We start from the raw sequence: 14,679 nt of genomic DNA, 5'->3' as shown, positions 1-14,679 counted from the left end.
TTGGCCTGCTCGAACATGTCGCGCACGCGGCTGGCGCCGACGCCGACGAACATCTCGACGAAGTCCGAGCCGGAAATGGTGAAGAAGGGGACGTTGGCTTCGCCGGCGACCGCACGCGCGATCAGCGTCTTGCCGGTGCCGGGAGGACCGACCAGCAGCACGCCACGCGGAATGCGTCCGCCGAGCCGCTGATACTTGCCGGGGTCGCGCAGGAATTCGACGATCTCCTGCAAGTCCTGCTTGGCTTCATCGACGCCCGCCACGTCCTCGAACGTTACGCGGCCATGCGCCTCGGTCAGCATCTTGGCGCGCGACTTGCCAAAGCCCATCGCCTTGCCGGCGCCGCCCTGCATCTGCCGCGACAGGAAAATCCAGACGCCGATCAGCGCAATGAACGGCAGCCACGACACCAGCAGCGAGACGAACCAAGGCACATTGTCGCCGGGCGGCTTGGCGGTGATTGAGACCTTGCCGTTATAGAGGCGTGTCACCAGCGAGGGATCGTTCGGCGCATAGGTCTGGAAGCTCGAGCCGTTGGTGAAGGTGCCGTGAATCTCCGGCCCCTGGATCACCACGTCGCGCACATGGCCCTGATCGACCTCGGTCAAAAGCTGCGAGAAGGAGATGTCGGTCGAGGACGCGCGCTGGCCCGGATTCTGGAAGAGCGTGAACAAGGCCAATAACAGCAGGACAATAATGACCCACAAGGCGAAATTGCGCAGATTGGCGTTCATTGATTTTCCTTCGTGGTCGCGCGGATCGCGGCCTTGTTCCTTGGGGTACGCGCGAGAGACTCCTTACCACGCAACCGCGCATCATAATTTAGGTGCCAAGGCGGCCCCTGCCAAGGGAACCGTATGAGACTATTTAGCCTATCCCGGGGCAAATACGGTTCGATTCATGTCTTCGAAATAGGGTGTTTTGGGGGGTGGTTAAGACCCGCAAAATGCGGGGGCCTTGCGAAAATCCGGCCTAGCTCCCCCGCCGCCGCCGCGGCGGAGCCGGTTCGATGACAATTCGCCCGCCGGTAAGGCTGATGAGGGCGCCGGCGAGGGTCTGTTTCAGACGTTTCTGCCGGCGTTTTCCGCCGGTTTGCACGGTCTGATCGAGCGCGGCCAGCAGCGCTTCGGCCTTGCCCAGTTCCGCGGGCCCTTCGTGGCCGAACCGGTCGATTGCACGCAGCAGGAGCCGCAGCCGGATCTCCTCGGGCAGGACCACAAAGCTTTCGGCATCGAAGCTGGCATTTTCCGAACGGCGGTGCGTTGCCGGCGGCGACATCGCCCAGCGGTCCTTGAGCGCCAGATAACGCGCGGCGCCATCGACCAGGACATCGATCGCGGCATTAGCACGGGCGAGGCGGGATGCCAGCCGCGCAAGATTGCGGGCATCGCCGCCTTCTGCAGCAAGTCCCTCGATCACCTGGCGGATGCGCGGCCGGGTGAAACCGGTATCGTGATTGGTGGGGTCGTCGACAAAACCGATCCCGGCGCGGTCCAGCGTCGCGATGAGCCGCGACTTTGAAATACTCAGGAGCGGCCGGGCAATGACCACGCCATCGCGTTCGCTCTCGCGCGCCATCGCCGCCAGACCACTGATGCCGCTGCCGCGAAGCAACCGCATCAACAGCGTTTCGGCCTGATCGTCCCTTGTATGGGCGGTAAGGACATGGCTGGCGCCGCCGCCACGCGCGGCTCTTGCGAGCAAGTGATAACGCGCCGCCCTCGCCGCCGCCGGAACGCCCGATTTCGGCTTGGCTCCGGTCCAGCGCATCGTGCGATGTGCGACCCCGAGCGTATGAGCCAGGCGCTTGACCTCGCGCGCCTCGCGCGCGGACTCGGCCCGCAGGCCATGATCGACCGTCACCGCCAAAAGGCGGGGTCCGCGCGAAAGCGCGTTTCGCCAGCGCGCAGCTAGCCACAACAAGGCGACCGAATCCGGCCCGCCCGAGACGGCCAGCACGATGGCAGGCAGATTCTTCCAGGCTGCGAACAATTCTTTCGCTTCCCGGCCCGATACAGCGGAGCTATCGTCGTCCTTCATATCGACCGCCATTATGACGATGGAACGAGCGCATGGCCATATGGTGCCTTGCAGCTCGACCGATCGAAAACCGCGCCAGATGTGCGCAGGCCTACTCCGAAAGAAATCCCATGGCTTCGGCGCCCCCAAAATCCTTCAAACAGGCGACCTGGTACTTCGACGTCGTCTCCCCATTTTCGTATCTTGCGCTCGCCGAAATCGAGCGCCTCGCGCAGAGCATGAGCATCAGCTACCGACCGATCCTGTTCGCCGCCCTGCTTGAGCACTGGAGCCATCGCGGCCCCGCCGAGATTCCGCCGAAGCGCCTTCACACCTACAGGTTATGTGTCTTCGAGGCACAACAGCGCGGAATCGCATTTCGATTTCCGCCGCATCACCCATTCAATCCGCTCAAGACCCTGCGCCTTCTTGTTGCACTGGAGGCCAACCCGCGCGCTGTCCGAACCGTGATGGATCGCATTTGGCGCGACGGTCTTGATCTTTCAACCGAAGAGAACTGGCAGGCGACCAGCGCGGCCCTCGGCCTCGCGCCCGCAGCGGCTGCTTCTCTGGCTGAAGCTCCGGAAACCAAGGCCAAGCTGCGGGCCAACACCGAGGCAGCGATCGCAGCGGGACTTTTCGGCGTACCGACATTGCAGATCGGGGACGAACTATTCTGGGGTGTCGACGCCTTGCCGATGGCGCGGGCTTATCTCGACAACCCGGATATTTTCGAGTCCGGGGAGATGCGGCACGTCGCCACGATCAAGCCGTCTGCGGCCCGCGCGCCGACATGACGCTGACCGGCAGGATCAGCCGGGCGCCCACGGTTACGCGATCGGCAAGCTCAGTACTCGGGCAGGCTCAGCACTTGGAGCGCTTCTGCTCGCGCTCGACGGTCTGTTTGATGTTGCCCGCGGCGTGCGGATATTTGCGCGTCACCTCGCCAAAGGCCGCGCAAGCCGCCTCCTTCTCCTTCAAGGCGGCCAGTGACTGGCCGAGGCGCAGCAGGGCATCCGGGGCCTTTGCCGAACGATCGTGTTTCGTGGTCACGCCGAGAAAGGCTTCCGCCGCCTCGCGATATTGTTGGCGCTGGAACAGGCTCTCTCCGAGCCAGAACTGCGCCTCGGCAGTCAACGGATCGCTCGGATATTTGCGCTGGAAATTGCGCATGGTTTCTTCGGCCAGCGCATAGTCCTTGCGCTGGATGTAGCCGACGCCGAGATCGAACTCATCCCTGGGCGTCGCCGACGGTGGCAGCGTGGTGAGCGCCGCACCGCCGGCGTTGTTGCGCGGCTGTCCGGCGCCACCGGGCGGGCCACCGCTATTGGCAAGGTCGAGCGGCTCGCCGGCGCCGCGGCCTCCGGGAGCGCCGATCGGCGCTTCCGCGGGCATCGGCAATTGGCCGCCACCGAGCGCGCGCGGCGCGCCAGGCGCATTGGGATTCTGCGTGGGGTCGAAGGCATCGCCACGGCGACCGCCGCGAGGCGCTGCGGGCTCGGCGAGGATCGGCGCGGGTGCGGCGACCTGGGATTGATAGCCGCCAGGCGGCGGCTGATAGACCGGCGGTTGCTGCTGGTAAGACGGCCCCGGCTGCACCGGAGGCACCGCTGCCGTGTTCGTCATGGGAGCGCCGGGCTGGCCGGGCGTCGTGCCCTGAGGCGAAGCTGGCGTGCCGCTCTGGAGCATGCGCAAACGCTCTTCGAGTTGGCGGTTGCGATATTGCAGCTCTTCGTTCTGCCCGGTGAGCTGCCGCAGCTGATTTTCAAGCTGCTGAATCCGGACCTCCGGATCGACCTCGTCGGATTGCGCGAGCACGGGCGACGGTCCGGCGGCAGCGCATAGCGCAAGCGCCGAGGCCAGCGCGGCGGCGCGGGTGGTTTTATGAATGCTGAATGACATTTGGGCGTTACAGCCAGTGAGCGCGACGGTGGATCAGCTTGCGAGAGGGAGTACGCCAAAAATGTGACTGAGACAAATCACATGGACCGATAAAAACTAGTCCAAAAGCATAACCGGCGCCGCTCGTTTTCGAGGGCGCCGGCAAACTCTTCCAATTCAGGCGTTTTACGAATTCGCGTTCAGCACCGTGACGGCGCGGCGGTTCTGCGACCAGCACGAGATGTCATTACAGACCGCGACCGGGCGCTCCTTGCCGTAGGAGATGGTGCGCATCCGCGATGCGTCGATACCGCGCGAGGCGAGGAACGTGCGCACCGACTGCGCACGACGCGCACCCAGCGCAATGTTGTATTCGCGGGTGCCGCGCTCGTCGGCATGGCCCTCAATGGTAAAGGTGTAGCGCGGATAGGTCTGCAGCCACTGCGCCTGCTTCTCCAGCGTGGCGATCGCCTGCGGCGACAGGTCGGTCTGATCGCTCTCGAAGAAGACGCGATCGCCGACATTGACCACGAAGTCCTGCTGGCTGCCCGGCGTCGCTGCGCTCGCCATTGCGCCATCGGTCAGCGAATTCTTTGCGCAGGCGCCCATCGACAGCGCAATTGCAAGCGCCGCCGCCAGCTTCAGACCCTGGAGGATACGCATAGGGTGTTTCATTCGGGAGCCTCCACGCTCACGTTTTCGACTTCTATCCGGTCTACAGGGCGATGGTTAAGCGAACGTTCCATCAACCTTGATGGCGTGTTGCCGAACCCGTTCAAATGCCCCCAAACGGCGAAAAGCGACCGAGATGGTTAATGCGTTGTAAATGTGGCACGAGGGTGAAGGCAAGGCCGCCGGGGGGAATATATCGCTATTTCAAAGCGATCTGCACCGTTTTGCCCGCAAAACCACTATATCGCGACGTGGCGGCGATCGGTCGGGACGTTCCCCCGTTCGCCGGAACCCCCGCGCCGGCTCGAGCTGGACGACGGGCTGTGCGCGCCTGATTAACCGGTCGGCGAAATCGGCGCCTGCCCCAGCGGCAGTTCCGGCAGATCCGGCAGCGGCGATAGCACGCCGCGGTTGCGCCCAAACAGCATCTGTCGCTCGGCTTCGGTGGAGCGAAACAGCGGATAGCGCCGAAACACCTTGTCCCGCAGCTTGGGATAGTCGACGGCCATCAGGCAGAGCGGTTTGGTCAGGGTCGGATAGGGGCGCGGCAGGCACAATGGCTGGTGCAAGAACACCCGGCGATAGAACGCCTGATGCTCCTTGCGCACGGTTGCGGTGCCGATATCGGCGTTGAAATGCTCGCACGCCACATAAGCGAGCCGCAGCGTCACGTAGGGCAGTTGCGGATATTTGGTGCGGCGGACGGGATCGGCGACGAACCGGTTGGGGTCGACGATCACCTTGCCTTTGGCCAATTCGGGCTTGAGCAGGTCCGGAAAAGCGTCGACGGCCGGCGTGTCGCTCTGATCCGGCGAGGCAACGCTGATGCGAACCGAGCTCGTCAGTTCGCCGCCGAGGTAAATGCCGAAAGTCCAGGAATTCGGCAGCTCATCGAAACGATCGGCCAGGCGCTGATCGGCCCGCGGCTCGATCGCACCTTCGGTCAGGTACGCCCGATATCTTAAGTTGTAGATTTTTTCTTTTTCAGCTTCGGACTCTGCCAGGCGGTACTCGACTTGATCAAGCAGGTCGATTTGGCTCTGGAGGGGGCCGCTCCGCGTCTCTTGCACTAAACTCAATCAGACCTCCTCGCAGCAACCACCTAGCCGCGTACAACCGAAGGTTAATTGTTTCTTACCGCAAGTGCAAACAGATCGGCCGAACAGGGTTAACCTGCCCGCCCCGAAAAAATACGGATGCACGGGAATAAACCCGCTCAAGCTGGCCACAGCGACGTAATGATATTGCTAGGCGATCGACCGCGAGGCGAAGGGATCGCCGTCCGCCCGGCGGCCATGGGAGGCGTTCAGGAGCTGCCGCACCCGCATTGCCGGCACCGGCCGGCTGAACAGGTAGCCCTGGGCCTCGCTGACAGTGCCATCGGCATTGACGAGCTCAAGCTGTTCGTTGGTCTCGATGCCCTCGACCACCACCGACATCCCGAGATCGGCACTCAGCCGCGCGACACCGCGCAAGAGCCGCAGCGGGCGGTCGGTATCGATACCTTCCAGGAACGAACGGTCGATCTTGACCTTCTGCAGGGGGAAATTATGCAGATAGCTCAGGCTCGAATAGCCGGTGCCGAAATCGTCGAGCGAAATCCGCACGCCGAGTTCGCGCAACTGCGAAAGCAGTTCGTGGGTGAGCTGCGTGTTCCGCAAGAGCGAGGATTCGGTGATCTCGATTTCGAGCCGTTCCGGCGGCAATCCCGAGACGTCGAGCGCGTAGCGAACTTCGCTGAGCAGGTCGCGCTGGTGGAATTGCTGCGGCGAGAAGTTCACCGCAACGCTCACCGCCTCAGGCCACTGCATGCACTCCAGGCAGGCCTTGCGCAAGATCCAGCGGCCGAGGTCGACGATCATGCCCATGTCCTCGGCGACGGGAATGATGTCGGCCGGCGACACGGTGCCGCGAAGTGGATGATTCCAGCGCAGCAGCGCTTCGCAGGTCGAAATCTTGCCGCTCTGCAGGTTGACCAGCGGCTGATAGAACAACTCGAATTCCTCGTTCGCGAGCGCGCGGCGCAGGTCGAGCTCGAGGATGCGGCGCGCCTCGACGGTCTGCGCCATTTCCTCGCGGAAGAAGCAGAAGGTGCCGCGGCCGTCCGCCTTGGCGCGGTACAGCGCCATGTCCGCGTTCTTCAGAAGCGTGTCGGCGCCGACGCCCGAGGTCAACGCGATGCCAATGCTGGCGCCGATCTCGACCAGGTGATTGTCGATCTTGTACCGCTCGCTGAGGTGATCGACGATGCGGCGCGCCAGTGCGGCCGCATCTTCCGGCGAATTGATGTTCTGCTGGAACACCACGAACTCGTCGCCACCGAACCGCGCCACGAAATCCTCAGGCCGCAGCATCGCGCGCAAGCGGTCGGCGACCGCGCACAACAGCTGATCGCCGCAGGGATGGCCGAGCGTGTCGTTGACCTGTTTGAACTGATCGAGATCGATGAACAGCAGCGCCGAGGTTTCGTCGGTGCCATGCGGGCTGGCCAGCAGATGGCCGATTTCGTCGCGGAAATTGACCCGGTTCGGCAATCCCGTGAGTTCGTCGTAGCGCGCCAGATGCGTGATCCTGGCTTCCGCGTTGCGCCGCTCGGTGACGTCCTCGAGCAGCACAACCGCGCCGCCGTCGGCCATCGGCTGGAATGCCCATGACAGCGATCGGCCGCGTGCTACGTCCGGATCGGTAGTGATGATGCCCTTGGCCTGCGGGTTCTCGATTTCGGCAAGGATCATATTGGCGTTGGCTTCGGAGATCGAGCCGGCATCGACGCAAGCGGCCAGGATCCCGGAAGCGCTCGGGCGCAGATGCGCGAGGTCGGCCGGCAGATCCATCATCTCTCCGAAGCGGTGGTTCATGACCGCCAGGTGCCCGTCGCTGGTAAACATGCACAGGCCATGCGGCATGTTGTTCAAGGCGGTATCGAAACGTGTGGCGAGCGCCGCTTCCCTCATGCTTGAGGTCAACGCATCGACGAAGATCGCGTTGAGGCTGAGGTTGATGTGCTTCAAGCCGACGAAGAACAGCGCCAGCAGCAGTCCGAGCCCGGTGTAATACACGTCACCGTGCAGGATCAGCGCCAGCGCCAGCGGGGCGCAGGCGAACACGATGTGCCGCTGGATGATCCACGGGCGGGCATAGTTGCGGCCGGCGCTCGCGGCCGTGTATCCGATGGTGACCGAGGCGCACAGCATGTGCGCGATGGCGTCGTCGCTGCCGAGTACGACCACAAAGCACCACAGGCCGAGCGAGCTCGCATAGAGATCGGCCAGATTCTTGTAGTTGTTTTCCCACCAGGGAGCGCGCTCGGGCGAGAGCGGAGACACCCGCCGCTCCAGTTCGTATTGGCGCATTTGTACCGCGCGCGCGATACCGACGATCGAAATCCAGATCGCGCAAGGCCAGACCATGTGATTGCCGGTCTTCAGCGCCGTCATGACCGCGACGATGGTCGCGGTCAACGTGCCGGCCAAGGTCGCCGTGAAATTCTGGAAAAGCGAATCGACGAGCGCCGCATAGATCGTGGGCGGCAGCTCCTCTTGATGGCTTTGTCTTTTTTCGTCGACCAATTGCATGCTGGCGCGGACCGCGGACGTCGTTTTTGCCGGCGCAGTCTTACCCGCCGCGGGTGAAGCCTTTCTGAGGGAACATCGTTACCGGGACGTTGTTTTTTGTCCCGTTACGGCAAATCTGCCCACGAAATCAGCAGGCTAGGCAAGGTTTGCCGCACACCCTTTCGAGAGAGCCCGCGATTTCCGGATTAACCCTGTCAGGACAGCAGCGGCGACCAGGCCGGATCGGAGGCAAAGCCCGGCGTCGGCACGCGCTGTTCGAAACGTCCGGAAATGTCGACTGTAAACAGCGACGGCCCGGCATTGCCGCCGGGATCGCGGAAAAACATCAGCACGCGTCCGTTTGGCGCGAAGGTCGGACCTTCATTATGGAAGCCTGACGTGAGAATTCGCTCGCCCGAACCGTCGGGCTTGATGATGCCGATCGAAAACTGGCCGCCGCCCTGCTTGGTGAATGCAATGTAGTCGCCGCGCGGCGACCACACCGGCGTCGAGTAGTTGCCATCGCCGAACGAAATGCGCTGGGCCTGGCCGCCGCTCGATCCCATCACATAGATCTGCGGCTTTCCGCCCCGGTCGGACTCGAAGCAGATTCGGGAGCCGTCAGGTGAATAGGACGGCGAGGTGTCGATCGCCGGCGTATCGGTGAGGCGCGTGGTCGATTTCGACCGCAGGTCCATCACGAACAGGTTCGAGTTGCCGCCCTGTTGCAGGCTCATGATCACGCGCTGGCCATCCGGCGAAAAGCGCGGCGAGAAGGTCATGCCCGGGAAGTTGCCGACGATTTCGCGCTGGCCGGTTTCGATGTTGAGCAGATAGACGCGCGGGTCGCCCTGCCCGAATTCCATATAGGTGATTTCCTGGGTCGAAGGCGAAAAGCGCGGCGTCAGCACCAAGTCGCTGCCGCGGGTCAGATAACGCACGTTGGCGCCGTCCTGATCCATCAGCGCGAGCCGTTTGACGCGCCGCTCCTTCGAACCGGTCTCATCGACGAACACCACGCGGCTGTCGAAATAGCCCTTCTCGCCGGTCATGCGCTCATAGATCTGGTCGGAGATGATGTGCGAAATCCGCCGCCAGTTTTCCGGCTGGGTGAAATATTGTTGGCCGGCGAGCGGTTGGCCGGTCGCGACGTCCCACAGGCGGAACTCCGCCTTCAGACGGCCGTCGCCCTGGCGCGTCATGCGGCCGGTCACCAGCGCCTGTGCGTTGATGGTCTTCCAGTTGTTGAACTGCGGCACCGTGTCGAAGTTGACGACCTTTTCGAGATAGGCCGCCTGATCGATTGGCGCGAACAATCCGCTGCGGCGGAGATTGTTGGTGATCACCTGGGTGACGCCGGCGCCGACATCACTATCCGACGGTGTGCCGGCTGCGAAGTTCGGGATCGCGATCGGCACTGGCGCGAAGTCGCCTTCGGGAATCGGGATGCGCTTTTGCGCTATCGCTGGGCGAACCGAAGCGGCGGCGAACAGACCGATCGAGGCGATGCCGGAAACGAGCTGGCGGCGGTTCAGGTGAAACGGCATTTTGTGCGAGATATCTTTATCGGTCATGTGCGGGGCTTCACTTCATATACGCGGAACGTAACGGCTGCGTTTCAGGTTATCCGTTCGCTTCAGCCTCTTCGTTCCGTGAACACCGGCGCGAAGAATTTCCATTCGTCGAAATAGGCGGCCGGAAGGTTGTACGGCTGGCATTCGATGATCGCGCGCAGCGCGCTCTCCTGATAGACTTTGAGATAGGGAGTCGCGGGCGTGCCCTCGGGCACCGGCATCGCTTCCAGTGTACCGTCACGCTTCAGCCGGATCGAGAATGCGGCTTCCGGATTCTGGCTTTCGATTCCTCCGTAAGGCTTCTTCCAGCAGCGCTCAACCTGTTGACGGAACATCGCGCCCCATGTGGCCGAATTGTCGGCGGACGAACCCTTGGCCGTTCCGAGCGCTGCGTTGGAATTGAGCGTGTCGCCCGTAACCGCCTGACGCGCGGGATCGCGCTTGTCGAGCAGCGCGGCGATTTTGGTTTGGTCGAAGGTGCGTTCCTTCGGCTTGGGCGGTTGCGGCGGCGGCTTGGCCACTTCGGCTACCGGCTTCGGCGGCTTCTTCTCTTCTTTCTTGATCGCTTCGGCGATCGGGTCGTTGGTCTCGGTTTTTTTCTCGACCTGCTGTTTCGGCTCTTCCTTTGGCTTGGTCTCGGCCACCGGCTTCGGCGGATCGGGCTTCTTCTCGACCGGCTTTTCGACGGGCTTAGGTTGCGGCGGCGGCGTGGTGTCGGTGACGACCGGCGGCTTCTCGGTGATCTTGCCGACAGCGTCGTCGACCGGCGGTTTGGCCTCGGCGACTTTCTCGACCAGCGGCTTCTTCTCTTCCTTTTTGCCGGTCTTCATGCCCTGCATCGCGTGCGACAGCTGATCGGCGGAGATCACGTCGACAGCGACAACATCTTCCTCCGGCATCACGTAGGCCTTGGTCGAAAACGAAAACAGGCCCCACCCGAACACGAGGACGTGCAGGACAATCGACGCAAGAATTGTCTTGTCGATCTTGCCTTTCAAGCCAGGCCTTCCGTTTCGATCAGCCGCCGCCTCGTCGGTCATCCCTCAGGAACCCTGCTCGGGAATGATGACGATATTAGCCTTGAATCCGGCGGTCCGGATCTGCCCGAGCAATTTCATCATATCGGTGTAGCAGACATCCTTGTCGCCGCGCAGGTAAACTACGCTTTCGGCTTCTGACCGCGTCTCCCGGATGGCCTTGATTTTAGGCAACAAATCGGCCGCCGCAACCGGCGCATCCCCAAGATAAAGCTCGACATTGGAGTTGCAGCTGCCGTTGGTGCGCTTGACCGACAACGTCAGCGGCGGTGTGTTGGAGGCGATCGATTTGCCGCCCGAAGCGACGGGCAGATCAATGTCGATATTCGAGGTCATCAGCGGTGCGGCCACCATGAAGATGATGAGCAGCACCAGCATCACGTCGACCATCGGCGTGACGTTGATTTCCGCCATCACGGCGGCGCGCCGGCCGCTTCGGCGCCCGCCACCGGACGAGCTTGCCACGTTCATCGCCATGTTTCGCTGCTCACGCTAGTGCCCACATGATCTCAGGTTCGCCCTCACCCGCGCTCGTCGATCTGACGCGACAGGATGGCTGAGAATTCGTCCGCGAAGCCTTCCAGCCGCTGGGCTTGCCGGTTCACCTCGGAAGTGAACTTGTTATAGAAAATAGTCGCCGGAATGGCGGCGATAAGGCCTATGGCCGTGGCGAAAAGCGCTTCTGCGATACCGGGGGCCACAACCGCGAGGGAGGTATTTTTCGAAGCGGCGATCGACTGGAAGCTCGACATGATGCCCCAGACGGTGCCGAACAGGCCGACGAACGGTCCCGCTGAACCCACCGTCGCAAGCACCAGAAGGCGTCGCTCCAGCCGCTCGATTTCGCGGGCGATCGAGACGTTCATGACCTTTTCGATCCGCATCTGAAGTCCGGCAAACGATCGCGCCTGGCTTTCGAAGGAGCGCTTCCATTCGCGCATCGCCGCCACGAAACAGGCGGCCATCGACTGCGTCGGCTTGGCGGCAAGCGTCCGGTAGAGTTCTTCGATCGATTGACCCGACCAGAACGCCTGTTCGAAACGATCCATCGCGCGGCGGGTGCGGGAATAGAGAATCAGCTTGTCGATCGCGATCGCCCACACCCACACCGAGCAGGACAACAGTCCGAGCATCACGCATTTCACGATCCAGTGCGCCTGCCAGAACAGGGCAATCAGCGAGACGTCAGCGGATGGCAATGGCAAGGCGGACTGCGCCACGTCAGCCGGATTCATAAGCGATGTCCTCTCAAGCAATGTCCTCAATGCCATCAGGTACGAATGCGATGGCTTTTCGATCCTACGGCCGCGTGAAAAGCGCGGGGCTGTTGATGCCGGCGCGAAAAGCCGTGATCTGTCACATGGGAGGCCCGTCCAAAGCCGAGGCTGGCTTCCCCTGCCAACGTGTCAAAACAAGGGCTTTCCGCGCGTCCTTTCGCCCCTCACCAGACGCCAATCGTGGTTAACGTCCGGTTACCAAAGGGGATTTTGGACGGAGGAAACGGCGGTCGACCAAAGACTTAAAACGACCTCAAGAGGCCGTTTTGGCGGCAAAAAGCAAACCGCCCGCCTGCTTTCGCAGACGGGCGGTTCAAAGGCCTCAAGGTCGTAAGGGGCGATACGCCTTAAGTCCTGGTTCCGATCCTAGCTCTGGGGATGGTCGTCAGCCGGCGGCGTCGGACGGGTGCGATGCTGCGCCATGAAGAGATCGAACTCTTCCTTGTCCTTGGCGTGGCGCAGGCGATCGAGGAATTCGCGAAACTCTTTCTGCTCTTCTTCCAGGCGCCGCAGCGTCTCCATGCGGTATTCGTCAAAGGCACGGTTACCGCTCGAGGGCTGACCGAACGGGAAGCTGTGCCGCTCCATGCGGTTGCGCATCCGCTCCATCTTCCACTGCATCCGCTCCATCTTGTTGGCCCAGCGATTGTGATGACTCCAGCAACCCATTTTTCTGCTCCCGAGTGTGAAAAAGAGAAGGGCAAGACCAATCGGCCACCAGATGATGAAGCCGAGAATCGTCACGGCGATCCAGCCGGGATGCCAGGGCGAATGCAGCATGCGGGGGTGGTCGTATTCTTCGGTGGGGCCGCGCCATCGATTGACATCTGCGGTGTAGGCCATTTCCCTCTCCATCGGCTGATGCCGTTGTGAATGTAAATAACATTTACATACCTAAACCCTTCCTGCCTTTTGTCAAGCCAGGCGCAAGCGCGGCCGCTCAAAAATTATTTCGGGCGGCCCCACGGCCCCGGGGGCACCGGCGGCGGACCGGCTTTCCCCTGTTCTTTTCCGGGAGCTGCCTGCGCCGCCGAGCGGCGGTCGGTCATAAAGCCAAGCCCGCGCAAATAGATCAGCACTTCGGCTTCCAGCAGTTCCTCGGCCGACATCGGCAATTTGCGCCGCGCGCCATCGCCGCGCGCAAACAGCGAAGCCACGCCATGCGACATCGACCAGATATGCAGCGCCATCATAAGCGCCGGTGGCCGCGGCGAACCCGGCGGCGCCAGGGCAGCGAGCCGTTCCGCGGCCGCACGGATCACCGCAAACGCGCGCTCGGCTGCAGCGTGCAGACCCGCGCTGACATCGGCCGCAAGGCCGGATTCGAACATTGCCGAATAGAAGGCCGGCTTCTCCCGCGCGAACGCGAGATAGGCCTTGCCGACGCGCTCGAATGCCGAGACCGTGTCGGGCCGCCCGTCGTCCCAGGCTTCCGTCAGCGCCTGTTCGAACTGCTCGAATCCGCGTTGCGCGATGCTCGACAGCAGCTCGTCGCGATCGCGAAAATGCCGGTACGGAGCCGCGGGGCTGACGCCGGCAATGCGCGCCGCATCGGCAAAGGTGAAGCCCGACGCGCCCTTGGTGGCGATGAGATCGAGCGCTGCTTGCAACAGCGCCTCTTTCAGATTGCCGTGGTGATAGCCGCGTTCGTTGCGGCCGGTTTCCTTGCGCCAGCTCATGTAAAAGTCTTTTACATGAAGCAAACGCCGATTTGAAGCCCGGGCGCCTGGGGAAGGGGCTTCCCGGACTTCAAACCGAACGCGGCTAGCGGGTTTCTGGAACCTAGCCGCCCGGAATCGGCAGCACCGGCATGATTTCCACCCGCTCGCCGGGGAAGATCGCGAAATGCGGGTGATCCTCGAACATTTTGGCCGCCGCTTCATGCGAGGCCGCGCGGACCACGGTGAAAGCGCCCATCTCGTTGGCGATGTCGGCGATGCCCTGCGCATCGACCTTCTTGGTCTTGCCAAGCGGGCCGCCCATCTGGACCAGAGCGGCCTGATGCTTTTCCACCCAGGCCTTCCAGGCTGCCATGCCGCGCATCTCGCGCGCCTTGCGCTCGGTCTCCGGCAGCGCGTTCCACGCGGCCCACTTCGGGCTGGTCTTGCTGCCAAGGAAGACAGCGAGGAAAGTGTCATTGCTGCTCATCTGATTTCTCCTGGTTTGCGTGACAGAAAATCCGGTTCAGTGCTTGGCCTGCATTTCGGTGAAGCCGGCGGCCGCCTTCTGGACGTCGGGCGGAAAATCGGCCATCTCGAAAACCTGCCGAATCTCGATGGTTTCGTTGTTGGCCGCCGGACAACGTTTGGCCCAGGCGATCGCTTCGTCGCGAGACTCCACATCGATCATCCAGTAGCCACCGATCACTTCCTTTGACTCGGTGAACGGACCATCGATGACAACGGGCTTGCCGCTTTCGAACGAGACCCGGACGCCCGAGGACGGCGGGTGCAACCCATCGAGGGTGATCAGAACGCCGGCCTCCTTCAGCGCCTCGTTGTATTTCATCATTGCCGCGACCGCTTCCGCCGACGGCGTGGCGCCCGGTTCCGCGCAGTGGTAGCCCCGCGGGATCATCAGCATCATAAAACGCATCTTTTTCTCCGTTTTCGCGATCGAAAGGCCCCGGACAGGCCGGCGCTCCCTCATAAGACGATTGATGCCG

At 62.5% G+C, this 14,679-nt stretch carries 15 protein-coding genes; 1 reads left to right on the top strand and 14 read right to left on the bottom strand.

Annotated elements, in window-relative coordinates; genetic code table 11:
* Together VFL62_RS04675 and tilS are read right to left on the bottom strand one after the other, a co-directional pair.
* A partial coding sequence (locus VFL62_RS04675) for an ATP-dependent metallopeptidase FtsH/Yme1/Tma family protein (protein WP_325171205.1) occupies positions 1-734 on the bottom strand: 734 nt, incomplete at its 3' end.
* 238 nt (positions 735-972) lie between these two features.
* Positions 973-2,040 (bottom strand): tRNA lysidine(34) synthetase TilS, encoded by a 1,068-nt coding sequence (tilS, locus tag VFL62_RS04670; protein ID WP_325171204.1) that lies wholly within the window; start codon positions 2,038-2,040, stop codon positions 973-975.
* A gap of 110 nt (positions 2,041-2,150) precedes the next feature.
* Between tilS and VFL62_RS04665 the strand changes: the two genes are divergently transcribed.
* Complete coding sequence (locus VFL62_RS04665; RefSeq protein WP_325171203.1) at positions 2,151-2,816, top strand: 2-hydroxychromene-2-carboxylate isomerase; 666 nt, start codon at positions 2,151-2,153, stop codon at positions 2,814-2,816.
* A 67-nt stretch (positions 2,817-2,883) separates the two neighbouring features.
* Here VFL62_RS04665 and ybgF read toward each other — a convergent pair whose 3' ends face one another.
* The 12 genes from ybgF to VFL62_RS04605 all read right to left on the bottom strand — a co-directional run bounded on the left by ybgF (position 2,884) and on the right by VFL62_RS04605 (position 14,609).
* Positions 2,884-3,921 (bottom strand): tol-pal system protein YbgF, encoded by a 1,038-nt coding sequence (gene ybgF, locus VFL62_RS04660; RefSeq protein WP_325171202.1) that lies wholly within the window; start codon positions 3,919-3,921, stop codon positions 2,884-2,886.
* A gap of 165 nt (positions 3,922-4,086) precedes the next feature.
* Positions 4,087-4,575 carry a peptidoglycan-associated lipoprotein Pal gene (gene pal, locus VFL62_RS04655; RefSeq protein ID WP_325171201.1) on the bottom strand — a complete coding sequence of 163 codons (489 nt, stop codon included), beginning with the start codon at positions 4,573-4,575 and terminating at the stop codon, positions 4,087-4,089.
* A 332-nt stretch (positions 4,576-4,907) separates the two neighbouring features.
* Positions 4,908-5,651: an N-acyl amino acid synthase FeeM domain-containing protein gene (locus tag VFL62_RS04650; protein WP_325171200.1), complete on the bottom strand. Its 744-nt coding sequence runs from the start codon at positions 5,649-5,651 to the stop codon at positions 4,908-4,910.
* Positions 5,652-5,819: 168 nt separating this feature from the next.
* On the bottom strand, positions 5,820-8,147 hold the full coding sequence (locus VFL62_RS04645; protein WP_325171199.1) for a putative bifunctional diguanylate cyclase/phosphodiesterase: 2,328 nt from the start codon (positions 8,145-8,147) through the stop codon (positions 5,820-5,822).
* Between the two features lie 194 nt (positions 8,148-8,341).
* Entirely contained in the window at positions 8,342-9,673 is a 1,332-nt protein-coding gene (gene tolB, locus VFL62_RS04640; RefSeq protein ID WP_325171207.1) for a Tol-Pal system beta propeller repeat protein TolB, read from the bottom strand.
* A gap of 89 nt (positions 9,674-9,762) precedes the next feature.
* Entirely contained in the window at positions 9,763-10,740 is a 978-nt protein-coding gene (locus VFL62_RS04635; protein WP_414644604.1) for a protein TolA, read from the bottom strand.
* Between the two features lie 3 nt (positions 10,741-10,743).
* Positions 10,744-11,214: a biopolymer transporter ExbD gene (locus tag VFL62_RS04630; RefSeq protein WP_325171197.1), complete on the bottom strand. Its 471-nt coding sequence runs from the start codon at positions 11,212-11,214 to the stop codon at positions 10,744-10,746.
* 44 nt (positions 11,215-11,258) lie between these two features.
* On the bottom strand, positions 11,259-11,972 hold the full coding sequence (gene tolQ / locus VFL62_RS04625) for a protein TolQ (RefSeq protein WP_072817461.1): 714 nt from the start codon (positions 11,970-11,972) through the stop codon (positions 11,259-11,261).
* Between the two features lie 408 nt (positions 11,973-12,380).
* Positions 12,381-12,857, bottom strand: coding sequence for a DUF2852 domain-containing protein (locus VFL62_RS04620; protein WP_325171196.1), 477 nt, complete (start codon positions 12,855-12,857; stop codon positions 12,381-12,383).
* A 104-nt stretch (positions 12,858-12,961) separates the two neighbouring features.
* Positions 12,962-13,693, bottom strand: coding sequence for a TetR/AcrR family transcriptional regulator (locus VFL62_RS04615; protein ID WP_325171195.1), 732 nt, complete (start codon positions 13,691-13,693; stop codon positions 12,962-12,964).
* Positions 13,694-13,796: 103 nt separating this feature from the next.
* Positions 13,797-14,162, bottom strand: coding sequence for a hypothetical protein (locus VFL62_RS04610; protein ID WP_325171194.1), 366 nt, complete (start codon positions 14,160-14,162; stop codon positions 13,797-13,799).
* Between the two features lie 36 nt (positions 14,163-14,198).
* Positions 14,199-14,609 (bottom strand): YciI family protein, encoded by a 411-nt coding sequence (locus VFL62_RS04605; protein WP_325171193.1) that lies wholly within the window; start codon positions 14,607-14,609, stop codon positions 14,199-14,201.
* Positions 14,610-14,679: the final 70 nt, after the last annotated feature.

The organism is Bradyrhizobium sp. (genome assembly GCF_035701725.1).
In the GTDB taxonomy this organism is placed as follows: domain Bacteria; phylum Pseudomonadota; class Alphaproteobacteria; order Rhizobiales; family Xanthobacteraceae; genus Bradyrhizobium.
Note: the sequence above shows the minus strand (reverse complement) of the source record. Positions and strands in the feature narration are given on the sequence as shown.